General features: G+C 67.9%; 25 protein-coding genes. 5 read left to right on the top strand and 20 right to left on the bottom strand.

Features of this window, described 5'->3' with window-relative positions:
* Positions 1–15: 15 nt before the first annotated feature.
* From smc to sepIVA, 9 genes are read right to left on the bottom strand one after another with little or no spacing between them, the layout of a single operon-like run.
* Positions 16–3,603 carry a chromosome segregation protein SMC gene (gene smc / locus AWB95_RS05300; RefSeq protein ID WP_085167750.1) on the bottom strand — a complete coding sequence of 1,196 codons (3,588 nt, stop codon included), beginning with the start codon at positions 3,601–3,603 and terminating at the stop codon, positions 16–18.
* Between the two features lie 38 nt (positions 3,604–3,641).
* The gene (locus AWB95_RS05295) at positions 3,642–3,932 is read right to left on the bottom strand and encodes an acylphosphatase (RefSeq protein ID WP_062541774.1); all 291 of its coding nucleotides are present in this window, start codon (positions 3,930–3,932) and stop codon (positions 3,642–3,644) included.
* Positions 3,919–4,332: an OsmC family protein gene (locus tag AWB95_RS05290; RefSeq protein ID WP_062541773.1), complete on the bottom strand. Its 414-nt coding sequence runs from the start codon at positions 4,330–4,332 to the stop codon at positions 3,919–3,921. The genes AWB95_RS05295 and AWB95_RS05290 overlap by 14 nt, the downstream gene beginning before the upstream one ends.
* Positions 4,333–4,354: 22 nt before the next feature.
* Complete coding sequence (locus tag AWB95_RS05285) at positions 4,355–4,795, bottom strand: type II toxin-antitoxin system VapC family toxin (RefSeq protein ID WP_062541772.1); 441 nt, start codon at positions 4,793–4,795, stop codon at positions 4,355–4,357.
* A complete protein-coding gene (locus AWB95_RS05280; RefSeq protein ID WP_085167749.1) occupies positions 4,782–5,063 on the bottom strand; it encodes an antitoxin in 282 nt (93 codons plus the stop codon). The genes AWB95_RS05285 and AWB95_RS05280 overlap by 14 nt, the downstream gene beginning before the upstream one ends.
* 18 nt (positions 5,064–5,081) lie before the next feature.
* Positions 5,082–5,939, bottom strand: a complete 858-nt coding sequence (gene mutM, locus AWB95_RS05275; protein ID WP_062541771.1) for a DNA-formamidopyrimidine glycosylase — start codon at positions 5,937–5,939, stop codon at positions 5,082–5,084.
* The gene (gene rnc / locus AWB95_RS05270) at positions 5,932–6,612 is read right to left on the bottom strand and encodes a ribonuclease III (protein WP_062541770.1); all 681 of its coding nucleotides are present in this window, start codon (positions 6,610–6,612) and stop codon (positions 5,932–5,934) included. The genes mutM and rnc overlap by 8 nt, the downstream gene beginning before the upstream one ends.
* Positions 6,609–7,187, bottom strand: a complete 579-nt coding sequence (locus tag AWB95_RS05265) for a YceD family protein (RefSeq protein WP_062541769.1) — start codon at positions 7,185–7,187, stop codon at positions 6,609–6,611. Before AWB95_RS05265 ends, rnc begins: the two co-directional genes overlap by 4 nt.
* A gap of 26 nt (positions 7,188–7,213) precedes the next feature.
* Positions 7,214–7,951, bottom strand: coding sequence for a cell division protein SepIVA (sepIVA, locus tag AWB95_RS05260; RefSeq protein WP_062541768.1), 738 nt, complete (start codon positions 7,949–7,951; stop codon positions 7,214–7,216).
* A 170-nt stretch (positions 7,952–8,121) separates the two neighbouring features.
* Between sepIVA and AWB95_RS05255 the strand changes: the two genes are divergently transcribed.
* Both AWB95_RS05255 and AWB95_RS05250 read left to right on the top strand, forming a co-directional pair.
* A complete protein-coding gene (locus tag AWB95_RS05255; protein ID WP_062541767.1) occupies positions 8,122–9,288 on the top strand; it encodes a permease in 1,167 nt (388 codons plus the stop codon).
* A gap of 149 nt (positions 9,289–9,437) precedes the next feature.
* Positions 9,438–10,811 (top strand): 13E12 repeat family protein, encoded by a 1,374-nt coding sequence (locus tag AWB95_RS05250; RefSeq protein ID WP_085167747.1) that lies wholly within the window; start codon positions 9,438–9,440, stop codon positions 10,809–10,811.
* Between the two features lie 4 nt (positions 10,812–10,815).
* On the opposite strand, the gene coaD is transcribed toward AWB95_RS05250, so the two are convergent.
* From coaD to AWB95_RS05220, 6 genes are read right to left on the bottom strand one after another with little or no spacing between them, the layout of a single operon-like run.
* Positions 10,816–11,298, bottom strand: a complete 483-nt coding sequence (gene coaD, locus AWB95_RS05245) for a pantetheine-phosphate adenylyltransferase (RefSeq protein WP_062541599.1) — start codon at positions 11,296–11,298, stop codon at positions 10,816–10,818.
* 14 nt (positions 11,299–11,312) lie between these two features.
* A complete protein-coding gene (rsmD, locus tag AWB95_RS05240; RefSeq protein WP_062541603.1) occupies positions 11,313–11,876 on the bottom strand; it encodes a 16S rRNA (guanine(966)-N(2))-methyltransferase RsmD in 564 nt (187 codons plus the stop codon).
* Positions 11,873–15,256 (bottom strand): pyruvate carboxylase, encoded by a 3,384-nt coding sequence (locus AWB95_RS05235; RefSeq protein ID WP_062541600.1) that lies wholly within the window; start codon positions 15,254–15,256, stop codon positions 11,873–11,875. The genes rsmD and AWB95_RS05235 overlap by 4 nt, the downstream gene beginning before the upstream one ends.
* Positions 15,257–15,277: 21 nt before the next feature.
* On the bottom strand, positions 15,278–15,904 hold the full coding sequence (locus tag AWB95_RS05230; RefSeq protein ID WP_062541601.1) for a vitamin K epoxide reductase family protein: 627 nt from the start codon (positions 15,902–15,904) through the stop codon (positions 15,278–15,280).
* Positions 15,901–16,653 (bottom strand): DsbA family protein, encoded by a 753-nt coding sequence (locus tag AWB95_RS05225; RefSeq protein WP_062541602.1) that lies wholly within the window; start codon positions 16,651–16,653, stop codon positions 15,901–15,903. The genes AWB95_RS05230 and AWB95_RS05225 overlap by 4 nt, the downstream gene beginning before the upstream one ends.
* A 47-nt stretch (positions 16,654–16,700) precedes the next feature.
* Positions 16,701–17,786, bottom strand: coding sequence for an alpha/beta hydrolase (locus AWB95_RS05220; protein WP_085167745.1), 1,086 nt, complete (start codon positions 17,784–17,786; stop codon positions 16,701–16,703).
* Here AWB95_RS05220 and AWB95_RS05215 point away from each other — a divergent pair.
* Positions 17,785–18,618 (top strand): aldo/keto reductase, encoded by an 834-nt coding sequence (locus tag AWB95_RS05215; protein WP_062540959.1) that lies wholly within the window; start codon positions 17,785–17,787, stop codon positions 18,616–18,618. The two genes, AWB95_RS05220 and AWB95_RS05215, sit on opposite strands and share 2 nt — an antisense overlap.
* A 6-nt stretch (positions 18,619–18,624) precedes the next feature.
* Complete coding sequence (locus AWB95_RS05210; protein ID WP_099539699.1) at positions 18,625–19,470, top strand: aldo/keto reductase; 846 nt, start codon at positions 18,625–18,627, stop codon at positions 19,468–19,470.
* A gap of 11 nt (positions 19,471–19,481) precedes the next feature.
* Here AWB95_RS05210 and AWB95_RS05205 read toward each other — a convergent pair whose 3' ends face one another.
* The 3 genes from AWB95_RS05205 to AWB95_RS05195 are packed head-to-tail and all read right to left on the bottom strand — an operon-like array spanning position 19,482 to position 24,084.
* Positions 19,482–20,195: an HNH endonuclease family protein gene (locus AWB95_RS05205; protein WP_062540957.1), complete on the bottom strand. Its 714-nt coding sequence runs from the start codon at positions 20,193–20,195 to the stop codon at positions 19,482–19,484.
* On the bottom strand, positions 20,192–22,441 hold the full coding sequence (gene recG / locus AWB95_RS05200; protein ID WP_062540956.1) for an ATP-dependent DNA helicase RecG: 2,250 nt from the start codon (positions 22,439–22,441) through the stop codon (positions 20,192–20,194). The genes AWB95_RS05205 and recG overlap by 4 nt, the downstream gene beginning before the upstream one ends.
* A gap of 2 nt (positions 22,442–22,443) precedes the next feature.
* Positions 22,444–24,084, bottom strand: coding sequence for a DAK2 domain-containing protein (locus AWB95_RS05195; RefSeq protein WP_420799444.1), 1,641 nt, complete (start codon positions 24,082–24,084; stop codon positions 22,444–22,446).
* A gap of 218 nt (positions 24,085–24,302) precedes the next feature.
* Between AWB95_RS05195 and rpmB the strand changes: the two genes are divergently transcribed.
* On the top strand, positions 24,303–24,497 hold the full coding sequence (gene rpmB, locus AWB95_RS05190; RefSeq protein WP_045380948.1) for a 50S ribosomal protein L28: 195 nt from the start codon (positions 24,303–24,305) through the stop codon (positions 24,495–24,497).
* A gap of 80 nt (positions 24,498–24,577) precedes the next feature.
* On the opposite strand, the gene AWB95_RS05185 is transcribed toward rpmB, so the two are convergent.
* Both AWB95_RS05185 and AWB95_RS05180 read right to left on the bottom strand, forming a co-directional pair.
* Positions 24,578–25,261 carry a uracil-DNA glycosylase gene (locus AWB95_RS05185; RefSeq protein WP_062541678.1) on the bottom strand — a complete coding sequence of 228 codons (684 nt, stop codon included), beginning with the start codon at positions 25,259–25,261 and terminating at the stop codon, positions 24,578–24,580.
* Entirely contained in the window at positions 25,258–25,548 is a 291-nt protein-coding gene (locus AWB95_RS05180; RefSeq protein ID WP_062541677.1) for a DUF1330 domain-containing protein, read from the bottom strand. Before AWB95_RS05180 ends, AWB95_RS05185 begins: the two co-directional genes overlap by 4 nt.
* Position 25,549 lies beyond the last annotated feature (1 nt).

Below are 25,549 nucleotides of genomic sequence, written 5' to 3'. Positions count from 1 at the left end.
GGGGCGTGGCGGCGGCTATGCGGGGCTGCCGACCAGCTCCTGACCCCGCAGCCGCTGCGAGATGACCGCGGTGATGCCGTCGTCGCGCATGGTGACGCCGTACAGCGCGTCGGCGACTTCCATCGTCGGCTTCTGGTGGGTGATCACGATCAGCTGCGACTGGGCGCGCAACTGCTCGAACAGGTGCAGCAGCCGGTGCAGGTTGGTGTCGTCGAGCGCGGCCTCCACCTCGTCCATGATGTAGAACGGCGACGGGCGGGCCCTGAAGATCGCGACCAGCATCGCCACCGCCGTGAGCGCTTTCTCGCCGCCGGACAGCAACGACAGCCGCTTGATCTTCTTGCCGGGTGGGCGGGCCTCCACCTCGATGCCGGTGGTCAGCATGTCGTCGGGGTCGGTCAGTCGCAGCCGGCCCTCCCCGCCGGGGAACAGGGTGGCGAACACCTGCCCGAACTCGCGTTCCACGTCGGCGTACGCGTCGCTGAACACCTGCAGGATGCGGGCGTCGACGTCGGCGACGACGTCAAGTAGATCCTTGCGGGCCGCCTTGACGTCCTCGAGCTGGGTGGACAGGAAGTTGTAGCGCTCCTCCAGCGCGGCGAACTCCTCCAGCGCCAGCGGGTTGACCCGGCCCAGCTCGGCCAGCTCACGCTCGGCGCGTTTGGCGCGGCGTTCCTGGGTCGCCCGGTCATACGGCATCGGTGCCGGCGCAGTGACCTGTTCGCCGCGTTCGCGGGCCTGCTCGTATTCGGCCATCTCCAGCTCGGACGGCGGCAGTGGGACGTCCGGGCCGTATTCGGCGACCAGGTCGTCGGGCGCCATCCCGAACTGCTCGAGCACCATCTGCTCGAGCTGCTCGATGCGCAGCGCGGCCTGCGCCTTGGCCACCTCGTCACGGTGCAACGACTCGGTCAGCGCGGCGACCCGGTTGCCCAGCGCGTTCACCTCCTCACGCACCGCGGCCAGCGCCGTCGACCGCTGATGACGTTCGGCGGCCAGCGCGTCGCGGTTGCGCGACGCCGCATGCACCACCCGGTCCAGCCTTTCGGCCAACAGCCGCCCGGCGTCGGCAACGGCGGCGGCCACCGCGGCGGCGCGCTCCCGCGCGGCGCGGGCCTGCTGGGCGCGCAGCCGTGCCTCCCGCTCGGCGGCGGCGGCCCGGCGCAGCGAATCCGCCCGTCCGCGAACGGCATTCGCGCGTTCCTCGGCGGTGCGCACCGCCAGTCGGGCTTCCACCTCGGCGGCCCGGGCGGCCTCGGCGGCGGACGCGATCTGCTGACGCTCGACGGGCTCGGTGGCCGACTCCGGCTGGGTCTGCTCGGCGTTGCGCAGCCGGGTCTCCAACTCGCCGAGCTCCTCGAGGGTCTGGGCGCGTCCAGCCTCCAGCTCCTCGCGCTGGTGCAGCAGCCGGCGCCACTCCTCCTCGGCGGTGCGGGCATCCTGGCCCAGCCGCCCAAGTTGCTCGTAGATCGCCGAGATCGCGGCGTCGGATTCGTTGAGCGCGGCCAGCGCCTGCTCGGCGGCGTCCTGGCGGGCGGCCTGTTCGCTCAGCGCCCCGGACAGCGCCGCGGACAGCTGGCCGGCCTGCGCCTCGGCGGCGGCCAGCTCGGCGCGGGCCTTCTCGATCTCGCTGGTGATCTCCAGCGTCGAGGGTTTCCGGTCCGAACCGCCGCTGACCCAGCCGGCGCCGACCAGATCGCCGTCGAGAGTGACCGCGCGCAACTTCGGTTGTCCCGCAACCAGATCCAGGGCCGCGGCCAGGTCGGTGACCACCGCGACGCCGGACAGCATCGCGGTCATCGCACCCCGCAGCCGGGGCGGGGCCTCGACCAGGTCCACTGCCCAGCGGGCGCCGTCGGGCAACGGGCCGGTTTGCGGTGTCTCGGCCGGCCAGTCACCCAGCACGATCGCCGCGCGGCCCCCGTCGGCCTGCTTGAGTGCGGTCACCGCCGAGCGGGCCGCGCCGAAACTATCGGCCGCGACCGCATCAGCGGCCGCGCCGAGCGCCGCCGCCAACGCCGTCTCATAACCGGATCGCACTTTGACCAATTTCGCAAGAGTCCCGAAAATACCCGCGCCACTGCGATTTTCAGTCAGCCAGGCGGCGCCGTCCTTGCGTTCGAGGCCCACCGCCAGCGCGTCGATGCGTGCGCGCAGCGACGCGACCTGTCGCTCGGCGCCGCGCTCGGCGGCCTGCAGTTCGGCGACCCGCTCGTCGGCCAGCCGCAGCGCCGCGACCGTGCGGTCGTGGTGCTCGTCGAGACCGACCTCCCCTTGGTCGAGCTCGCCGACGCGGCCCTGCACCGTCTCGAATTCGGCCTGGGCCTGCTGGGCGCGCGCGGCGGCTTGTTCGATGCGCTCGGACAGCTTGGCGACGCTGTCGTCGATCGACTCGACGCGCGCCCGCATGGTCTCGACCTGGCCGGCCAGCCGGGCCAGCCCCTCGCGGCGGTCGGCCTCGGCACGCACCGCCGCCAGGTGCGCCGCTTCGGCTTCGGCGGCATGGCGTTCGCGGTGGGCCAGCTCCGCGCGGGCGGCCTCCAGCCGGCTGCGCGTACCGGCCAGCTCGCTCAGCAGCTGCTGTTCTTGCGCCGCAACCTGTTCGGCTTCAGCCTCTAGCGCGTCGGGGTCGGGGCCACCGGTGGCGGGCGGCTCGACGTCGAGATGCTGGGCGCGCTCGCTGGCGATGCGTACGGTCGCGCTGACGCGTTCGGCCAACGCGGACAATGTAAACCAGGTCTGTTGCGCCGATTCGGCCTTGTGCGACAACGCGGCCAGCGCCTGCTCGTGGGCGGCCAGCTCCTCCGACGCGACCGCCATCCGGGCCGCGGCCTCGTCGTGCTCGCGGCGCAACGCCGCCTCCGCCTGGTTGGTGTCGTTGAGCTCGGCCTGCCGGGTAACGACGTCGTCGGCGGCCAGCCGCAGCCGGGCGTCGCGCAGGTCGGCCTGGATGGTCGCCGCGCGACGGGCCACCTCGGCCTGGCGGCCCAGCGGTTTGAGCTGGCGGCGCAGTTCGGTGGTCAGATCGGTGAGCCGGGCCAGGTTCGCCGACATCGCCTCGAGCTTGCGGACCGCCTTTTCCTTTCGCTTGCGGTGCTTGAGCACCCCGGCCGCTTCTTCGATGAACGCCCGGCGGTCTTCGGGCCGCGACTCCAGGATTTCGTTCAGCTTGCCCTGGCCGACGATGACATGCATCTCGCGGCCGATGCCGGAGTCGGAGAGCAGCTCCTGCACATCCATCAAACGACAACTGCTGCCGTTGATTTCGTACTCGCTGGCGCCGTCGCGGAACATCCGGCGGGTGATCGACACCTCCGAGTATTCGATCGGCAGCGCGTTGTCGGAGTTGTCGATGGTGACGGTCACCTCGGCGCGGCCCAGCGGCGCCCGCGACGACGTGCCGGCGAAGATGACGTCTTCCATCTTGCCGCCGCGCAGCGTCTTGGCGCCCTGTTCGCCCATCACCCAGGCCAGCGCGTCGACGACGTTGGATTTGCCCGAGCCGTTGGGGCCGACGACGCAGGTGATGCCCGGCTCGAAGCGCAGAGTCGTCGGCGAAGCGAAGGACTTGAAGCCCTTGAGCGTCAGACTCTTGAGGTACACGACGTGTGAGACTACCGCCGAGCCCGATGGGCGCGCGGTTAGCGCGCGCTGAAACCCTCGAAGTCTTTTAGGTCGTCTGGGTCTTGCGACCAGTCGGCGACGACCTTGTCGACGCGGCCGGGCGTGCCACCGCCCTCCAGCAGACGTAGCAGCTGTTCGCAGGCGTCACGCGGCCCCTGCGCAACGACCAGCACCCGCCCGTCGACGCGGTTGGCGACGTATCCGGTCAGACCTAATTCCAGCGCCCGGGAGCGGGTCCACCAGCGGAAACCGACTCCCTGCACCCGCCCGCGAACCCAGGCGGTGAGCCGGACGTCAGGATCCGACATTTACTACCTCGAACGCGACTTTGGTGCCGGACTTCAGTGTGCGCCCGACGGTGCAGACCTGGTCGACCGCGCGCTGGACAACGGTCAGCACGCGCGCCCTTTCGGCGTCGTCGAGGCCGGAGAGGTCGAGCTCCAGGGTCTCCTCCAGCAGCGGGTACCGCTCCTGTTCGCGGTCGGCTGCGCCGGAGACCCGGACCACCGCCTGATAGTCGTCGCCGAGTCGACGGGCCAGCGGCTGGTCGCTGGCCATCCCGCTGCAGGCGGCCAGCGCGATCTTGAGCAGCTCCCCGGGCGTGAACACGCCGTCGACGTCCTCGGACCCAACGAGGACCTGCGCGCCCCGCGAGCTGCGCCCGGTGTAACGCCGTGTACCCGTGCGTTCGACCCACAGTTGCGTCATGGGTTCTTTTCTACCGGGCGGTCTACTCGGTCAGCAGCCGCAGACCGATTCCGCGGTACTGCCTGAAGTCCGTGTCGGTTGTCACCAACTCGAATCCGCCGGTGCGCGCGAAGGCTGCCAAATAGGCATCCATCCAGACCTTCGGTGCGGACGACCGGCGTACTGCGAACGCCTTCCACTGGGCCTCCAGGCCGTCGGGTTCCCGACTGGTTAACACGATGCGGTCGTCCTCCAAGAACGCTGCGCAGGCTGCCCATGCTTGGCTGTTGGTCAGCGGAGGCAGGCCATATGCGCCCAGGACCGTGCGATTGGTCAACAGCCGCAGGAAGGACTGCTGGGTTGCGCGGCAGAAGTGTATGACGCCAGGCTCGTCGATCGTATCCAGCCACCGGCGCGCCACGTCGTGATGCACATGCCCCGAAAGTGCCAGTGCCAGCCATACATTCGTGTCACAGAGCTGCATCGTCGCGCCCGGAAGACCGGGCCTCCTCGCCCAGCAGGACCGCGGCGACGCGCTCCGGCGTCATCTCTTGTCCCTGGGCTGCGCCGCCACAGTGCACGAGCGGAAGCCGCACGCGCCGCGGCTTCCCCGTCGTCATATCAGTTTCCGCTTGCGACAAGCCGCGTCTCAGTAGTTCGGTCACCACGTCTTTGATCTTTCGGTCCTGCTGTGCCGCACGGACCTTGATTGCGCGCATCAATTCGTCGGGCAGATCCAGCGTGGTCTTCATTCGACCAGGATACTGGTTTTATGGTTTTCTGGCTCGCAATGGTTGACAGCGCGGGCAGTAGTACGACGAGCGATTCATGAACTTCTCGCGGCGGATCACCGCGCCGCAACGCCGGCAGGGTTCGCCGTCGCGACCGTAGGCGTCCAGCGAACGGTCGAAGTACCCGGACTGGCCGTTGACATTGACGTACAGAGAATCGAACGACGTGCCGCCGTGCGCCAGGGCGTCGCGCATCACGTCCGCGGCTGCCGCCAGCACCGCGGTCAGTTTCGGGCGGGTCAACGTGTCGGCGAGCCGCGCGCCGTTGACCTTGGCCCGCCACAGCGCCTCGTCGGCGTAGATGTTGCCGATCCCCGACACCACGGTCTGGTCGAGCAGTTGGCGCTTGATTTCGGAATGCTTGCGCCGCAACACTTTAACCACCGCGTCGACGTCGAAGCGCGGGTCGAGCGGGTCGCGCGCCAAGTGCGCCACCGGCGCGGGCACCACGCTGCCGTCGACGGTCACCAGGTCGGCGAGCAGCCACCCGCCGAACGTCCGCTGGTCGACGAAGCTCAGCGCGGTCCCGTCGTCGAGCACCGCGGCAATCCGCAGGTGACCGGTGTTGGGAACCGCGCCGATCAGCATCTGCCCGCTCATGCCCAGGTGCACGACGAGCGCGGTGTCGCCGTCGTCGAGCGTCAGCCACAGATACTTGCCGCGCCGGTCGGTGCCGGTGATCCGCGCGCCCAGCAGTCGCGCCGTCAGGTCGGCCGGGCCGGCCTCGTGGCGGCGCACCGCGCGGGGGTGATGCACCCGGACCGCGGTGATGGTCTTGTCGACCACATGGTCAGCCAGCCCACGCCGCACTACCTCGACTTCGGGCAGTTCAGGCACTGTCGAGAGCGTTCCAGGCCGCTGCCGCGGCTTTCTGCTCGGCTTCCTTCTTGGTCCGGCCCACACCCGAGCCGTATTCGGTGTCCATCACGATCACGACGGCGGTGAATTCCTTGTCGTGGTCCGGGCCGGTCGACGTGACCTGGTATGACGGCGCGCCCAGCCCGCGGGCCGCGGTCAGCTCCTGCAGGCTGGTCTTCCAATCCAGGCCGGCGCCCAATGTGGGCGCCGCGTCGAGCAGACCCCCGAACAGCCGCAGGATCACCTCGCGGGCGGTGTCGATGCCGTGGTGCAGGTAGATCGCGCCCAGCAGCGACTCCATCCCGTCGGCCAGGATGCTGGACTTGTCCGCGCCGCCGGTGTTGGCCTCGCCGCGGCCCAGTAGCAGGTGGGCACCCAGCCCGTGGTCGGTCAGCGCCCGCGCGACCTCGGCCAGCGCCTGGGTGTTGACCACGCTGGCCCGCAGCTTCGCCAAGTCCCCCTCCGAGCGGTCCGGGTGGCGACGGAAGAGCTCGTCGGTGATGGTCAGGCCAAGGACCGCGTCGCCGAGGAACTCCAGGCGCTCGTTGGTGGGCAGGCCGCCGTGCTCGTAGGCGTAGCTGCGATGGGTCAGCGCCAGGGTCAGCAGTTCGTCAGGCAGATCGACCCCCAGCGCGTCGAGCAGATCACTCACGACCGCGCCTCGTCGTCGGGTGGCAGCATCGCCGTCAGTTTGGCCCAGCGCGGGTCGATCTTGTCGTGGTGATGACCGGGTTCAGCGGCCAGCGGCACGCCGCAGTCCGGGCACAGCCCGGGGCAATCGACACGGCACACCGGCGACAGCGGCAGTTCCAGTCCGACGGCATCGATGACGGGCTGTTCGAGGTCGACGATGTCGTCGACGACGCGGCCGACCTCGTCTTCCTCGGTGGTCGCCTCGGTGGCGCTATGCGGGTAGGCGAACAGTTCGGTCAGCTCGACCTGCACATGCCCGGTGACCGTCGTCAGGCAACGGGCGCACTCGCCGGCGGTGGGCGCGTCGAGCGTTCCGGTCACCAACACGCCTTCCGACACCGACTCGACCCGTAGGTCCAGTTGCAACGGGGCACCGCGCTCGATCGCGATCAGGTCCAGCCCGATCCGGGACGGGCTTGCGATCGTGTCGTGCACCGAAAACATCGCTCCGGGGCGGCGTCCCAGTCGCGCAATGTTGATTGCCAGCGGCGAGATCGGATGCCGCTGGGCCGTGGAACTGTGCTGCCTGGGCATGCCCGCAATCCTACGGGCGCAGGACCCTACCGCTGCGCGTAGTCGTGCATGCCGGCCGCGGTCCGCAGCTGGTGGCGACCGCGGTTGACCGAGCGCAGCGTGCCGTTGAGGAATTCTTCGAATTCGGCCAGCTTGCTGTCGACGTAGATGTCGCACTCGCCGCGCAGCCGGTCGGCTTCGGCGTGGGCCGCATCAATGAGCCGGGTGGCCTCCGCGTTGGCCGAGGCCACCACCTCGGTCTGCGACACCAGACGCTGCTGCTCCTTGATGCCCTCTTGCACGGCCTTCTCGTAAGAGATGTTGCCCTCGTCGACCAGTCGGTCGCATTCCGCCTTGGCGCGCCCGGTGGTGGCCTCGTACTCGCGCTTTGCCGCAGCCGCGATGCGGACGGCCTCGTCGCGCGCCTCGGACACCATCCGCTCGCTGTGCTGGCGGGCCTCGGCGACCATCCGGTCGGCCTGCGCCTTGGCGTCGGACAGGATCCGATCCGCTTCCGCGCGAGCGTGGTTGATCATCGACTCCGACTCGGTGGTCGCAGAGGACACCATGGAGTCGGCGTGCGTCTTGGCGTCGTGCAGCAGCGAGTCGCGCGCGTCGAGCACATCCTGGGCGTCGTCGAGTTCGCCGGGGATCGCATCCTTGATGTCGTCGATCAGCTCCAGCACGTCGCCGCGCGGCACCACACAGCCCGCCGTCATCGGCACGCCTCGGGCTTCTTCGACAATGGCGCCCAACTCGTCGAGCGCTTCGAAAACTCGGTACACCGCAACACCCTCCCGGCATCGTTGTTGTTACCAGTGTGCCTGGTGTTGCCCCTGTGACTGCGTTGCCGGGCCCGGTGTGTCGAATATTGTCGGGCCCGAGCCGTGCCGCTCACCTGCACACTTGGCGTCATTATGTCGGCCTGCCCCGGGGTCCGCCAGCGCGCCCCACAATGAGACGGGTGGACGCCGTACTTCGCGCCCTCGGCCTGGCCGGCTCGATGGCGTGGGAAATTCTGTGGGCACTGATCCTGGGTTTCGCACTTTCGGCGGTGGTCCAGTCCCTGGTGCGACGCGCGACGATCGCTGCCCTGCTTGGTGACGACCGACCGCGGACATTGGCCGTGGCGGCGGGGCTGGGCGCCGCGTCATCGTCGTGTTCCTACGCCGCGGTGGCGTTGGCCCGTTCCCTGTTTCGCAAGGGCGCCAACTTCACCGCCGCCATGGCCTTCGAAATCGCCTCGACCAACCTGGTGGTGGAGCTGGGCATCATCCTGGCGCTGCTGATGGGCTGGCAGTTCACGGCGGCGGAGTTCATCGGCGGGCCGTTGATGATTGTCGCTCTGGCACTGCTGTTTCGGCTATTCGTCCGGTCGCGGGTAATCGACGCCGCCCGACGGCAGGCTGAACGCGGTATCGCAGGTTCGATGGAAGGCCATGCGGCCATGGACATGTCGGTGCAGGGCGAAGGCTCATTTTGGCGACGACTGCTGTCCCCGCAAGGGTTTACCGCTGTGTCGCACGTTTTCGTCATGGAATGGGCGGCGATCCTTCGCGACCTGGTCGTCGGCCTCTTGATCGCCGGGGCCATCGCAGCCTGGGTGCCCGAAACATTCTGGCAGCGCTTCTTTTTCGCCGAGGATCCGATGCTCTCTGCGCTATGGGGACCGATCGTCGGACCGCTGGTGGCGATCGCGTCATTCGTCTGCTCGATCGGCAATGTGCCGTTGGCGGCAGTGCTGTGGAACGGGGGCATCAGCTTCGGCGGCGTCATCGCGTTCATCTTCGCCGACCTGCTGATCCTGCCGATCCTGAACATCTACCGGAAGTATTACGGCTTCCGGATGATGTTGACGCTGCTGGGCACCTTCTACGCCGCGATGGTCGTGGCCGGCTATTTTGTCGAATTGCTTTTTGGCACAATGCATCTCATTCCCGGTGAGCGCGCTGCGACGGTGATGCACTCCGGTATCTCGTGGAATTACACGACCTGGCTGAACGTCGTGTTCCTGGCTTTGGCTTTTGGGCTGGTCGCCCGGTTCGTCGCTACGGGCGGCTTACCGATGCTCCGGATGATGGGCGGCTCCCCCAGCGGGCACGACGGCCACGGGCACGCTTAGTGGTTGCTGGTGACCACAGAACCGATGTTCCCTACGCCGGGGCACGGGCGGGCGGATGCTCAGCGAAATCACTGTAACCACTTGTGTCACTTTAGTTTTACTTGTGGAAATCGGTGGCGGTCGTCACACCAGCCTGGTAGCATTCGAACATGCGTTCGAGTTGCCGGGAGGAGATCGTCGAGGTCTTCGACGATCTCAAGGCCGACATGAAACGCGCCCTGGATCTGTCCTTCGACGTGTTGACCACCCCGGAGCGGTTGGCGTTGCTGGAGTGCTGCGAAACGCTGCGCCGCCAGCTGCCCGCTGTCGAGCACCCGTTGATCAACGAGGTCGCCGCGCAGGCCGACAAGGCGGAGTTGGGCGGCACACTGCCCTCGGCGCTGGCCGATCGGCTGCGGATTACTCGCGCGGAGGCGTCGCGGCGCATCCATGAGGCCGCCGATCTCGGAGCGCGCCGCGCGGTCACCGGCGAACCGCTCGCGCCGCTGTTGCCCGCCACGGCGGCCGCCCAGCGCGCCGGAGACCTCGGGGCCGGCCATGTGGCGGTGATCCGCAGCTTCATGCGCCGGCTGCCCGGATTCGTCGACGCCGACACCCGCGAGCACGCCGAAGCCCATCTGGCGGGGCTCGCCGGGCAGCATCGCCCCGACGACTTGAGCAAGTTGGCCGAGCGGCTCACCGACTGTCTGAACCCCGATGGTGATTTCACCGACGACGACCGGGCGCGCCGGCGCGGGCTGATGCTGGGCAAGCAAGGCCCCGATCTCATGTCGCAACTGACCGGCTGGGTGACTCCGGAGTTGCGCGCCACGCTCGAAGCGGTGTGGGCCAAGCTGGCCGCCCCCGGGATGTGCAACGCCGAGGACACGGTCCCCGTCGTCGATGGGCCAGCCGCAGAGGAGGCGGCCCAGCGCGATACACGCAGCGCCGGGCAGCGCAATCACGACGCGCTGCTGGCGGGGCTGCAGGCGCTGCTGGGGTCCGGAAAGCTCGGTCAGCACAATGGGTTGCCGGCCAGCATCATCGTCACCGCCACCCTGCAAGACCTCGAAGCCGGCGCGGGACAAGGCCTCACCGGCGGCGGATCGCTACTCCCGATGTCCGATGTGATCCGCCTGGCCTCCCACGCGCATCACTACCTGTGCATCTTCGACAAGGGCAAGGCGCTGGCGCTGTATCACACCAAGCGCTTAGCGTCGCCCGCGCAGCGAATTGTGCTCTACGCCAAGGATCGCGGGTGCAGCTTTCCCAACTGCCCGGTGCCGGGCTATCACTGCGAGGCCCACCACTGCACCCCGTATGCCACATGCCGCACCACCGACGTCAACGACCTGGCCTGGGGCTGCGGCGGCCATCACCCGCTCGCCGAAGAAGAAGGCTGGACCACCCGCAAGAACTCCAAAGGTGAGACCGAATGGATCCCACCCCCTCACCTGGACCGCGGACAGCCTCGCACCAACACCTACTGGCACCCCGAAAAACTCCTCCGGGAAGACGAAGACGAAGACGACGACGACCCGTAACGAATTACGCTCCGCGCGAAAGCTTCTCGGCCAGCCGCCGGTTCACCGGTTCGGGTAGCAGCTCGGAGACATCGCCGCCCATCGAGGCGACCTCTTTGGCCAATGACGACGACACGAACGAATACCGCGGTGTGGTCGCCACGAAAAACGTGTCCACGCCGGCGATGTGCTTGTTCATCTGCGCCATCTGCAACTCGTATTCGAAGTCGGTGCCGGTGCGCAGACCCTTGACGATGGCGGTCAGCCCGCGGGATCGGACGAAGTCGACCACCAAACCGGATCCGGACTCGACCCGCAAATTGGGCAGGTGCGTGGTGGACTCCTCGATCATCGCGATGCGTTCTTCGACGCTGAACATGCCCCGCTTGTTCGGATTGACCAGCACGGCGGCCACCACTTCGTCGAACTGCGCGGCCGCCCGCTCGAGGATGTCGACGTGTCCCAGCGTCACCGGATCGAATGATCCCGGGCATACCGCGCCGCTCATGGCTCACGACGCTATCAGCCCGCTTCGAACCGTTCGGCCAGCTCCAGCCGGGTGTCGCCGTAGCGGCGCTGCGGCAGCATGACCCAGCCGTCGGGCCAGGCCAGTGGCGCACTGGCAAGGGCACGCTCGAAAACCGCAACAGTGCCGCGCGTTGTCCACCCGTGCGCAGTCAATGCGCCCATCACCGCCTGTATCTCCGCGACGTCGACGTCGTACGGCGGATCGGCCAGTACCAGATCGACCGGCGCGGCAGCGCCGCCGGCCAGGACCGCCGAAACGCTGCCCCGCCGAAGCGTCGCCCCGGCCAGTCCCAACGTCGAGATGTTGCGCTCGATCACGGCCGCGGCGCGCCGATCGGATTCGACGAACAACACCGACGCGGCACCGCGCGACAACGCCTCCAGGCCGAGCGCCCCCGAGCCCGCATAGAGATCCAGCACCGAGATACCGCTGAGATCCAGCCGCGCACTCAACACGTTGAACAGCGCTTCGCGTACCCGATCGGTGGTGGGCCGGGTACCGCGCTGCGGGACCGCAATACGTCGCCCCCCGGCGACACCGGCGATGATGCGGGTCAGCGCAACACCACCAGCAGATCCCCGCCCTCGACCTGGGCGGTGGTGGAGACCGCCACCCGCTCGACGGTGGCATCGACCGGCGCGGTTATCGGGGCCTCCATCTTCATGGCCTCGATCGTGGCGATGGTCTGCCCGGCATTGACCCGATCGCCTTCGGACACACCGATGGTGACGACGCCGGCGAACGGCGCGGCGATATGGCCGGGGTTGGCGCGGTCGGCCTTTTCGGCGGCGGGAATGCTGCTGGCGATGCTGCGGTCTCGCACCTCGACCGGTCGCAACTGCCCGTTGATGATGCACATCACCGTACGCATGCCGCGCTCGTCGGGCTCGGAGATGGCCTCCAGCCCGATCAGCAACTCCACGCCGGGCTCCAGTTGCACCCGATGCTCTTCGCCCTGGCGCAGGCCGTAGAAGAACTGGTTGGCCGACAGCTGCGACGTGTCGCCGTAAGCCTCTCGGTGCGCTTCGAATTCCTTTGTGGGACCGGGGAACAGCAGCCGGTTCAAGGTGGCTTGGCGCTTGGGGCCGGCCAGCGCCAGCGCCGCTTCGTCCTCCAGCGTAAGCTCCGGCGCCGGTTTGGCCGGCGCACGACCGGCCAGCGCGTTGGTGCGCAGCGGCTCGGGCCAGCCGCCGGGCGGATCGCCCAGCTCCCCGCGCAGGAACCCCAGCACCGATTCCGGGATGTCGAATCGCGATGGTTCCGAAGCGAATTCGTCAGCGGTGATCCCGGCGCCGACCAATGCCAGCGCCAGGTCGCCGACCACTTTCGACGACGGGGTCACCTTGATCAGCCTGCCGAGGATCCGGTCGGCCGCCGCATACGCGTCCTCGATCTCCTCGAAGCGGTCACCCAGGCCCAGCGCGATCGCCTGCTGGCGCAGATTCGACAGCTGGCCGCCGGGAATCTCGTGGTCGTACACCCGGCCGGTCGGCGCCGGCAGCCCGGATTCGAAGGGCGCGTACACCTTTCGGAGAGCCTCCCAGTACGGCTCCAGATCGCATACCGCCGACAGCGACAGGCCAGTGTCGTAGTCGGTGTGCGCGGCCGCCGCCACGATCGAGCTCAGCGCGGGCTGGCTCGTGGTCCCCGCCAACGGCGCCGCGGCCCCGTCGACGGCGTCGGCCCCGGCGTGCCAGGCCGCCACATAGGTGCCCAGCTGGCCGCCCGGGGTGTCATGGGTGTGCACATGGATCGGCAGGTCGAAACGACTGCGCAAAGCAGGAATCAACCGCTGCGCGGCGCCGGCCCGCAGCAGCCCGGCCATGTCCTTGATGCCCAGCACGTGCGCACCGGCGTCGACGATCTGCTCGGCGAGTTTCAGATAGTAGTCCAGGGTGTAGATGTTCTCGTCCGGATCGGCCAGATCGCCGGTGTAGCACATCGCGACTTCGGCTATGGCAGAACCTGTTTCACGCACCGCGTCGATGGCAGGGCGCATCGACTCGACATTATTAAGTGCGTCGAAGATCCGGAAAATGTCGATCCCGGTGGCGGTGGCCTCCTCGACGAACGCCGAGCACACAAGCTCCGGATACGGGGTGTAGCCGACGGTGTTGCGGCCTCGCAGCAGCATCTGCAGGCAGATATTGGGCATCGCCTCGCGCAGCGCGGCCAGCCGCTCCCACGGGTCTTCCTTCAGAAAGCGCAGGGCCACATCGTAAGTCGCGCCACCCCAGCATTCCATCGACAGCAGCTGCGGTGTGAGCCGCGCGATGTACGGCGCCACCCTCAGCAGTCCGGCGGTCCGTATCCGGGTAGCGAGCAGCGACTGGTGCGCGTCGCGGAATGTGGTCTCGGTGACCAAAACCGCGGAGGATTCCCGCATCCAGCGGGCAAAGCCCTCCGGCCCCAACTCGACCAGCCGTTGCTTGGAGCCGGGCGGCGGAGGTGCCTCCAGGTCGATGTCGGGCAGCTTGTCGTGCGGGTACACCGCCGACGGCCGAGAACCGTGCGGCTTGTTCACGGTGACGTCGGCCAGGTAGTTGAGGATCTTGGTGCCGCGGTCGGCCGACGACCGCGCGGTCAGCAGTTGCGGACGCTCGTCGATGAACGACGTGGTGATACGGCCGGCCCGAAAATCGGGGTCGTCCAGAACCGCTTGCAGGAACGGGATATTCGTCGAGACACCGCGGATGCGGAACTCGGCGATCGCGCGACGCGCCCGGGCCACCGCCGCCGGAAAATCGCGGCCCCGGCAGGTCAGCTTCACCAGCATCGAATCGAAGTGCGCGCTGATCTCCGCGCCCAGGTTGGTGCCGCCGTCCAGCCGGATGCCCGCTCCGCCGGGGCTGCGGTAGGCGCTGATCCGGCCGGTGTCGGGCCGGAAACCGTTCGCCGGGTCTTCGGTGGTGATCCGGCACTGCAGCGCCGCGCCGTGCGGACGGATCGCCTCCTGCCGCAAGCCGAGGTCGTCCAGTGTCTCGCCGGCGGCAATGCGTAGCTGGCTGGACACCAGGTCGACGTCGGCGATCTCCTCGGTGACGGTGTGCTCGACCTGGATGCGCGGATTCATCTCGATGAACACATGCTGGCCGCTCTCGTCGAGCAGGAATTCCACCGTGCCGGCGCAGCTGTAGCCGATGTGGCGGGCGAACGCCACCGCGTCGTCGCAAATCCGTTTGCGCAACACCGGATCCAGGTTCGGCGCGGGCGCGAGTTCGATGACCTTCTGGTGCCGGCGCTGCACGCTGCAGTCCCGCTCGTAGAGGTGGATCACGCTGCCCTGGGTGTCGGCCAGGATCTGCACCTCGATGTGGCGCGGGTTGATCACCGCCTGCTCGAGATAGACCGTCGGGTCCCCGAACGCCGACTCTGCTTCGCGGCTGGCGGCCTCGATGGCCTCGGGCAGCATGGCCGCGTCGTTGACGCGCCGCATGCCGCGGCCCCCGCCACCGGCAACGGCCTTGACGAACAACGGGAAACGCATGTCCTCCGCGGCGGCCAGCAGCTCGTCGACCGACGCGGACGGCGCCGAGGACATCAGCACCGGCAGACCGGCCTCGCGGGCCGTCGCGATCGCGCGGGATTTGTTTCCGGTCAACTCCAGCACCGCGGCACTGGGGCCGACGAAGGTGATGCCGGCCCGCGCGCAGGCGTCGGCCAATTCCGGGTTCTCCGAGAGGAATCCGTATCCGGGGTATATGGCGTCGGCGCCTGCGCGGAGAGCGGTTTCGACGATCTCGTCGACCGAAAGGTAGGCCCGCACCGGGTGGCCTTCTTCGCCGATCTGGTAGGACTCGTCGGCCTTGAGCCGGTGCACCGAGTTGCGGTCCTCGTACGGGTAGATCGCGACGGTGCCGATGCCCAGCTCGTAGGCGGCGCGGAAGGCGCGGATCGCGATTTCACCGCGATTGGCAACCAGCACTTTGGAGATCATGCGCGCGCCCCTTCAGACCGTTTAGAGAAGTGTCGACCAGTAATCCCAGAACCGCGCCAGGATCATCAGAATGACTGCGGTGAACCACAGTGCGGTAATCGACCACCGCCAATGGTAGAGCCCGCGTAACACCGGATTTCCCTCGATTGCCGGGCGCAGCGCGATCGAGGCGGCCACCACCAGCAGCGGTATGGTCACCGCCCACACCACCATGCAATACGGGCACAGCGCCCCGATGCGATACAGGCTCTGGAAGATCAGCCAGTGGACGAACCCCGCCCCGGCCAGCGTTCCGACCACCAGTCCAGACCAATACCACTGCGGCAGAACGACTTTCGCGACCGCAAGCACGCCGGTGACCACGACGACCATGAACGCCGCGATGCCGATCAGCGAGTTGGGGAAACCCAGCACCGAGGCCTGCGGCGTCGTCATCACCGAGCCGCACGACACCACCGGGTTGATGTTGCACGACGGCACGTACGACGGGTTGAGCAGGATGTTGATCTTCTCCACCGTCAGCGTCACCGAGGCGAGCAGGCCAGCCACCCCGGCGATCAGCACCCACCACGCGCTGCGCGGATCGACCGGTGCCGGAGGCGAATCCGTCAGTGGCTCACCCGGTTGCGCGGACACCGCGGTGGTCACGACGCCGGCGTCGCCGCCGTATCGAGGCCGGGCACGTTCCCGACGATTTCTTTGATCTTGGCGACCAGCGCGTCAGGCGTCGACGGGTCGTAGTCCTGGCCGTTGATGCGGATGGTCGGGGTGGCGTGAATATTGGTGGCCGCTGCCATGCCGTCGACCAGCGGAATGTACTTGCCGCTCTTGACACAGTCGGGAACCTTGCCCACGACGCCGGCCTCGCGGGCGCGTTCGATCAGCTCGGCGTTGTCGGGAAACTTCGAACCGGTCTCCGACGGCTGCAGCTCCTTGGTGAACAACGCGGTGTGGAACCGGCGGAACGCGTCGAGGTTCTCGTCGGCCACGCAGTAGGCCGCCGCCCCGGCACGACTCGAATAGTCGTCGTTGTGCGGGCTGCTCAGGATGCCGACCATGTAGTAGTCGGCGGCGATGGCACCGCTGTCGATCAGCCTGGACACCGTCGGCCCGAACGTCCGCTCGAAGTTCCCGCACGCCGGGCACAGGAAGTCTTCGTAGAACGACACGATCGCCTTGGGATCTTTGGTGCCCTCCTTGGTGACCAGCTTGCTCGACGTCACCCGCACCGCGCGTCCTGCATGCTCGCTCTTCTTATCGTGCGAGATCAGGATGTAGCCGATCACGACGACTGCGAAGACCACCACGATCAGGGTGATTCCGATCTGGAATGCGCGATCGCGTCGGCGGCCCGCAAGCTTGGGGTCGTAGCCGGGGCGTTTCGATTTGTTGGCCACTGGTCGCTGATCCTCCGGTTGTCGATGGCGCTTCTAGCGTAATGTGCTCAAACCCGGCTGAGGTGGGCGCGCAGCGCCGAGACCAGCTCGGCGGTGGCGGTCGCGCTGCCGCCGCCCAGCGGGAAGAGGTTGGCGAACCCGTGCGTCAACGAGCCCAGGCAGCGCAGGTCGACCGCATTGCCGGCGGCCTGCAGCGCCGTGGCGTACCGCTCGCCCTCGTCGCGCAGAGGATCGAAACCCGCGACTGTGATCAGCGCAGGGGGCAGCCCGGACAGCGTTTCGGCCAGCAGCGGAGAGACCCGCGGATCTGCGGCGTCGACGCCGGAGCCGCCCAGATAATTCGCCTCGAACCAGTCGATGTCGTGCTTGGTGAGCAAAAAACCGCTGGCGAACAGCGACAGCGACCGAGTTTGCGCGGTGAAGTCGGTTCGCGGATAGAGCAGCCACTGCAGCGCCGGCTCGGGGCCGCCGTCGTTGCGCGCCAGCTGCGACACCACGGCGGCGAGGTTGCCGCCGGCGCTGTCGCCGCCCACGGCCACCCGGCCGGGGATCGCGCCCAGCTCGCCGGCGTGCTCGTGCGCCCACCGAAACGCCGCGTAGGCGTCGTCGACCGCGGCCGGGGCGGGATGTTCGGGGGCCAGCCGATAGTCGATCGACAACACGTGGATGTCGGCGTCGCGACAGACCAGCCGGCACAACTGGTCATGGGTGTCGAGGTCACCGAGGCACCAGCCGCCGCCGTGGTAGAAGACCAGCAACGCAGTGGGCTCCGCGCAGGCCGGCCGGTAATGCCGGGCGCCGATGTCGCCGGTCGGGCCCGGTATCGACAGGTCGCTGACGGCGACGTGGATCTGCGGGCCCGGAAACGCGGCAGTGAGCTCGCGCATCTGGGTGCGCGACGCGGTCGGGTCGTCTTCGGTTACCAACCCGTCGACGCCCATCACTCGCAGCCCAGACAGCATCAGCTGCAGGGTGGTGTCCAGCGTGTTGCCGTCGATGGTGACCGACCGGCCGCCCGAGAGTAGCCGCTTGGCGCCGGCCGGGATGAACGGAATGACCTTCATACCGAGGTTGGCGGCGGTGTTCTGCATCCGGCTGGTCAGCCCGGGCACGCCTGGCAGACTTTTCGTCATGGCTGCTCCCCTCGTCACGCTCAACGACGGCAATTCCATTCCCGCCCTGGGATTCGGCGTTTTCCAGATTCCACCCGCGGACACCGAGCAGGCGGTCGGTACCGCGCTGCAAGCCGGTTACCGGCATATCGACACCGCGGCGGCCTACCGTAACGAACGCGAGACCGGGCGTGCGGTAGCCAATTCCGGCGTGCCCAGAGACGAACTGTACTTGGTGACCAAGCTATGGAACGCCGACCAGGGCTACGACAGCACGCTGACGGCGTTCGACGCCAGCATGGACCGCCTTGGCCTCGATTACCTGGACCTATACCTGATCCATTGGCCGCTGCCCCAGCAGGGCAAGTTCGTCGACACCTTCAAGGCGTTCGCCCACCTGCGCGACCAGGGCCGCATCCGGTCGATCGGGGTGAGCAATTTCGAGCCCGAGCACTTGCAGGTGCTCATCGACGCCACCGGCATAGTGCCGGCGGTCAACCAGGTCGAGCTGCATCCGCGGCTGCCGCAAACCGCGTTGCGCGAGGTCCACGCACGTCTGGGCATCGCCACCGAGGCGTGGGGCCCGCTCGGTCAGGGTTCGCTGCTGGACCATCCGACGATCACCGCACTCGCCGACGCCCGCGGCCGGACACCTGCCCAGGTGTTGATTAGGTGGCATATCCAGCTAGGTAATATCGTGATCCCCAAGTCGGTGAACCCTGCGCGGATTGCGAGCAACTTCGAAGTGTTCGATTTCGAACTGAGCAACGACGAGATGGCGTCGATCTCCTCGCTCGATGACGGAACACGGCTTGGTCCGGATCCACGAACCTTCGATTTCACAGGCAGGTGAATGACGTTGACTGGCGAGTCGGGCGCCACCGTCCCAGCTATTGCGCTCAATGACGAGAACACGATGCCCGTGCTCGGCCTCGGTGTCGCGGAGCTGTCCGACGACGAGACGGAACGCGCGGTATCGGCGGCGCTGGAGGCCGGCTGCCGGCTGATCGACACCGCCGCGGTCTACGGCAACGAAGCGGCCGTCGGCCGCGCGATCGCCGCTTCGGGCATCCCGCGGGCCGAGTTGTTCGTCACCACCAAGCTCGCCAACGCCGACCAGGGATTCGCCAGGTCACAGGAGGCGTGCCAGGAAAGCTTGGAGCGGCTCGGCCTCGAGTATGTCGACTTGTATTTGATTCATTGGCCCGCGCCACAATTGGGCGAGTATGTGAACAGCTTCGGGGGCTTAATCCAGGTGCGCGGCAACGGTCTTGCCCGTTCGATCGGCGTCGCGAACTTCACCGAGGAACACCTGTCGACGGTCATCGACCTGACCTTTGTCACGCCCGCCGTCAATCAGATCGAGTTGCACCCGCTGCTCAACCAGGCCGAGCTGCGCAGCGCCAACGCCAGCCACAGCGTCGTCACCCAGGCCTACAGCCCGCTGGCCGTCGGCCGGCTGCTGGACAATCCGACGGTGACATCCATTGCCGGGGAATACAGCCGCACACCCGCCCAGGTGTTGCTGCGCTGGAACCTGCAACTGGGCAACGCGGTGGTGTTCCGGTCGGGTAAGCCCGAGCGCATCGCCAGCAACTTCGACGTCTTCGATTTCGAGCTGGCCGCCGAGCACATGGATGCGCTCAACGGCCTCAATGACGGCACCCGGGTGCGCGAGGATCCGCTGACCTACACGGGTATCTGAGCCCGCTCGCGCTAGCCCGCCGGGCACGTGGCCGCGGCCTGCCGCAGCGCGTCGGCCGACGCTTGGTCGACGGGCAGCGCGTAGCCGCGCAGCACCGCGATGAACTGCATGCTGTATTGGCACCAGAACGCGGTGTTCGGCGGCATCCACAGCGCCGGTTGCGAATCACCCTTGTCTTCGTTGGCGTTTCCGGCGACCGCCAGCAGGTTGGCGGGATCATTGGCGAAGCGCACCCGCTCGGGAAACGGCCAGTCGTAGGCGCCCATATCCCAGGCCAACGCCAGCGGGACGATGTGGTCGATCTGGACCGACTCCCCGACCCGGGCGCCGCGGTGGAATGCTACCGTCGCATTGGTGTACGGGTCGTGCAGCGTGCCGGTGGCCACGGCGTCGGGACAGCGTTTGATCGACACGTACGTCTTGTCGACGAGATCCCGGTTGAGGATGTCGTCGCGGGTGTCGCATCCGTTGTGCCCGCCGGGTGCGTCGTTGTCGTCGGTCCAGGCGTCGCCGTATGCGGCGCGGCGATAGTCGTAGCGGTGAATCCTGGCCGGCACCACCACGATTCCGGCCAGTACGTCGACGCCGGGCTGCACGGTCGGAATATCGGCGCGCGCCGCGAACTGCTCCGCGCGATTGCCTGCCGAGGAGGCCATCACCTGATAGGCGACCATCACCGCCAGTACCGCGATCGCCGACAACCACAGCAACGTCTTGCGACTCACGACTTGTCCAGGTACTCGATGCGATCACTGCCGGTGAACGGCGCGGCCAGCAGCGCCATCCCCGGGTGTGCCGGGTTCGCGTCGTACACCCTCTCGCAGAGGTCGCGGGCCGCCTCGATGACTTGCCGGTGCTTGGCCAGTGACAGCAGCCTGAGGGTTATCGGGCGGCCACTTTGGCTGCGGCCCAACACATCTCCCTCGCGCCGTTCCTCGAGGTCCAGGTCCGCCAGCGCGAAACCGTCGAGGGTTTCCGCGACGGCCTGCAGTCGCCGGGCGGCTCGGGAATTCGGCGAAACCCAGCTCGCCAACAGACACAGGCTCGCGTGCGCGCCGCGGCCGATGCGGCCACGCAGCTGATGCAATTGGCTGATACCGAACCGGTCGGCGTCCATCACCAGCATCACGGTCGCGTTCGGGACGTCGACACCGACCTCGATCACGGTGGTGCACACCAGCACGTCGATCTCCCCGGCACGAAACGCCGCCATCACGGCGTCCTTCTCGTCGGCGCCAAGACGACCGTGCATCAGTCCGAGCCGCAGACCCGCCAGTTGGTGCTTGTGCAGTGAGGCGAACAACTCCACCGCTGTCGCCGAAGGTCTTCCGCTGTCCTCGCTTTGCCCGCTGTCGTCGTTCTCGTCGATCCGGGGCGCCACCACGTACGCCTGGCGTCCGGCGGAGACCTCCTCGATGATGCGGCGCCACGCGCGGTCCAGCCACGCCGGTTTGTCCTTGACGAAGATCGTGTTGGTGCTGATCGGCTGGCGCCCGCGGGGAAGCTCACGCAGCGTCGAGGTCTCCAAATCGCCGTAGACGGTCAGCGCCACCGTCCGCGGTATCGGCGTCGCCGTCATCACCAGAAGATGCGGCGTGATCCCGGCAGGGGCCTTGGCGCGCAACTGGTCTCGTTGCTCGACACCGAACCGGTGTTGCTCGTCGACCACCACCATGCCCAGCCGGTGAAACTCGACGGCGTCCTGCAGCAGTGCGTGGGTTCCGACGACGATGCCGGCCTGCCCGCTGCCGATCTCCTCGCGGACCTGTTTCTTCTGCGCCGCCGACATCGAGCCGGTGAGCAACGCCACCCTGGTGGCGTTGTCGGCGCCGCCGAGCTGACCGCCCAGCGCCAGCGGCCCCAGCACGTCGTGGATCGACCGGACATGTTGTGCGGCAAGCACTTCCGTCGGCGCCAACAGCGCGCACTGATAGCCGGCATCGACCATCTGCAGCATCGCCAGCACCGCCAGGATCGTCTTGCCCGACCCCACCTCTCCTTGCAACAGCCGGTTCATCGGACGGCTCGCGCTCAGTTCTGCGGACAACACCTCGAGCACTTCACACTGACCGGAAGTCAGCTCAAACGGCAAGCGGGACAACAGTTCTTGTTTCAAGCCGTCGGGCCGCGGCGGTGCTGCAGGACCGGATTGCGACAGTTCGCCGTGGCGGCGGGACACCAGTGCCCACTGCAAACCCACGGCTTCGTCGAAAGTCAGCCGCTCGCGGGCGCGGCGCCGCTCGGCTTCGTCTTCGGAGAGATGGATCGCGCGCAGCGCGCGGTCCTCGCAGACCAGACCGTGTTCCGAGATAACCTCGTCGGGCAGCGGGTCGTCCACGGGGTCGAGCACCGCGAGCACCTGCCGCATGCAGGCGAATATGTCCCAGCTCTGCAGCTTCGTGCTGGCCGGATAGATCGGGAAGAAGCGACGTTCGAACTCCTCCTGCAGCACCTCGCCGCTGACCGCCTTCGACGCATCGGCGATGTTGCGCAGCGAGTCGCTGCCAAAGTTCCTGCTGCGCTTGGGATCCAGGACGAGGAAGGCAGGATGCGTCAGTTGCATGGTGCCCCGGAAGAAGCCGACCTCGCCCGAGAGCATCACCTTCGTGCCCTTCGTCAGCTCGTACTTGAGGCCGCGCGCGTGAAAAAAAGTGGCGGTCACCCTGTTGCGTCCTGAGCCGAGCGTGATGACGAGGTACTCGTCGTTGCGCCGTTTCTTGTTCTTGTCGGACTGCTGCTTCTTCGTTTTCATCGGGTGCGATACCGCGTCGGTGATCATGTCGACCAGCGTGATGTGCTCCCCCTCTTGCGGCCGCTCGTCACCGGCACCACGCACCGTCGCGCCCTCGACATAGCTGCGCGGGTAGTGGCGCAGCAGGTCGTCGACGGTGCGGATACCGAACACCTCGTCGAGCGGCTTCGCGGATTTCGCCCCGACAAGGTAATCCAGCCGGTCGCTCAGCGTCGCCATCGCTACTCGACCCCGATCAACAACGCGTCGCCGCGGTGCCCGGTCTGATAGGTCACCAGCTCGGTGCCGGGATGCTGGTCGTGCACATGCTGCTGCAGTGCGTCGCCGAGACCCGGATCGACGCCGGCGCCCACCAGCACCGTCACCAGCTCGCCGCCGGCCGCCAGCAGTAAGTCGATCAGACCGATCGCCGCCGACGTGATGTCTTCGGCCACGATCAGCACCTCGTCGCCGGCGATGCCCAGGCCGTCGCCGGACTCACAGGTGCCGGCCCACGTCAGCGCCCGCTCGGTCGCGACGCGCACCGAGCCGTGCCGCGCGGCGCCGACGGCGCGGGCCATCGTGTAGCCGTCGTCGACGGCCTGCCGGTCCGGATCGTGCACAGCCAGCGCGGCCAGCCCCTGCACCATCGACCCGCTCGGCAGCGGCACCACGTCGATGCCCCAGCCGATGGCGGCGGTGCAGCCGGCGACCAATTCCTCGGCCGCGACGTAGCCGTTGGGCAACACCATCACCTGCGCGGCGCCGGTGTCCACCACCGCCCGCAACAGCTGTTGGGCGCTGACCGCGGTGGCCGGGTCGGCGGCATCGGGGTCGGGCCGCAGCACGCAGGCGCCTTCGCCGGCGAACAATTCCGCGGCGCCGTCGCCGTCGGCGACGGCCAGCACCGCCCGCTCGCGGGTCCAGCTGCCCGGGGGCAGGCCGGCGGGGCCGCCGTTGAGCACCGAGATCTGGATCCGGTGCGGGCGGCCGAACACCAAACCGGCCTCGACAGCGGCGCCGGCGTCGTTGGTGTGGACGTGGACCGAGTAGCCGGCCCCGGACGCGTCGGCCGCGGATGTGGCGATGGCCACCGAGTCGCCGAGCTGGCCGAGGCGGTCCCGCAGCGCGTCGGCGCCGTCGGCGTCACAGTCACCGAGCAGGTACATCACTTCGAACTGCGGAGCGGGTTGTTCCGGGGCGGCGTCGGCCGGCTGCCGGCGCGGCGACGGCTCGTACACCGTGCGGGCGGGCGCCTGGCCGGTGATCGTAAAGCGGAGCGCATCGAGCAGGACCAGCAAACCGCGTCCACCGGCGTCGACCACGCCCGCGTCGCCCAGCACGTCGAGCTGTTCGGGGGTTTTCTCCAGCGCGATCACCGCTGCGTCGCCGGCCGCGCTGATCGCCTGGACCAATCCCTCGCCGGCATGCTGCTGGACCGCGTCGGCGGCGGCCTGCAGCACCGAGACGATGGTCCCGGCAACCTCCCGACCGCCCATCGATGCGACGACCAGATCCACGCCATGCCGCAACGCCGAACCGAGGACCGCGGCGTCGATGTGGTTCAGCTCACCGCCGGCCCGGGCGGCGGCCTCGGCGGTGACGTCGGCGATGCCCCGCAGGATCTGCGACAGGATCACCCCGGAGTTTCCGCGGGCGCCGTTGAGCGCACCCACCGACAGTGCTGCCGCCACCCGCGCGACGTCGCCCGACCGCGCTTCGGTGTTGGCCTCGGCCAGCGCCGAGCGCATGGTGAACAGCATGTTGGTGCCGGTGTCGGAATCGGCGACGGGGAACACGTTGAGGCGGTTTATTTCGTCGATGTGAGTGATCAGGTCACTGACAGCGGTGTGTGTCCAATCACGCAGCGCAGCCCCGTCCAGCAGGCGTTCCGGTGTGTGCACTTCAGACACCTGGCCCACCTCCTCGCGCCTCCTGCGGTGGGCGCCAGCCTAACCAGTGGCGGCGACAGGACTGGTCATAAGGTATCCAGCGGGTGTTGATCGTTTTGGCACTTCGGGCCGCCTGCGGCTATCCTGACCAGGTCGTCGTGGCCACCCGAGCTCGGTTGTTGGCCCCAGAGATTTGAGGAGTTTCAGCTATGGCCGCCGTGTGCGACATTTGCGGGAAGAGCCCCGGCTTCGGCAAGTCGGTATCGCACTCGCATCGCCGGACCAGCCGTCGCTGGGACCCCAACATTCAGACGGTGCACGCCGTGACCCGCCCCGGCGGTAACAAGCAGCGGCTCAACGTCTGCACGTCGTGCATCAAGGCCGGCAAGGTCGTCCGCGGCTAGTTTTTAGCGCCAACAGACGCAAAGGTCCCCATTTTCCGGCGTGTCGCGGGCCTTTTTTGCAGCTACTCGCGCAGGGAGAGCTACGGCAGTCGCCAGTCGACGGGCTCGGCGCCCATCTTCTCCAGCAGCTCGTTGGCGCGGCTGAACGGCCGTGAACCGAAGAAACCCCGCGACGCCGACAGCGGTGAGGGATGCGGCGATTCGATCGCCACACACTCCTCGGCGGCCAGCATCGGCTTGAGCGTCGACGCGTCGCGCCCCCACAGGATCGCCACCAGCGGCTTGCGACGATCCACCAGGGCGCGGATGGCGCACTCGGTGACCGCCTCCCACCCCTTGCCGCGGTGCGACGCCGGGTTGCCCGGCTGCACGGTGAGCACCCTGTTGAGCAGCATCACCCCGCGCTTTGCCCATGGGGACAGGTCGCCGCAGGACGGCGTCGGATAGCCCAGGTCGCTGGCGTATTCGGCGAAGATGTTCTCCAGGCTGCGCGGCAGCGGCCGGACCTCCGCAGCCACCGAGAAACTCAGCCCCACTGCATGCCCGGGTGTCGGATACGGATCTTGTCCGACAATCAACACCCGCACCTCATCGAAGGGAAACGTAAAGGCGCGCAACACATTCTGGCCAGCCGGAAGGTAGCCGCGGCCGGCGGCGATTTCTGCGCGCAGGAATTGACCCATCTCGGCGACCTTTTCGCCGACGGGCTCCAGAGCATGCGCCCAGCCGTCCTCGACCAGCTCGCGCAGCGGCCGCGCGGTCACGACAGCCCTTTCGCCAGCAGCACAACGGTGTCGGCGCCCGCTCGGCGGTCCTTCGAGATCTCTTGGTATTCCGGCGATTCGGCCCACTCTCGGAACGCGGCCTCGTCCGGAAACGACGTCAGTACCACCTTCTCGCGGTCCCACTGGCCTTCCACCACCTGAGGCGACTCGTCGGCCGCCAACAGCGTTCCCGAGTGACGGATGAAGACCTCCATGAACTCTGCCTGATACCGGTCGTAGGCAGCGCGGTCGGTGAACCGCAGCAGGGCGATCGCGTAGACGGTCACG

The organism is Mycobacterium celatum (assembly GCF_002101595.1).
GTDB classification, from domain to species: Bacteria; Actinomycetota; Actinomycetes; order Mycobacteriales; family Mycobacteriaceae; genus Mycobacterium; species Mycobacterium celatum.
The sequence above is the reverse complement of the archived record's forward strand: the minus strand, read 5'-3'. Positions and strand labels throughout refer to the sequence as shown.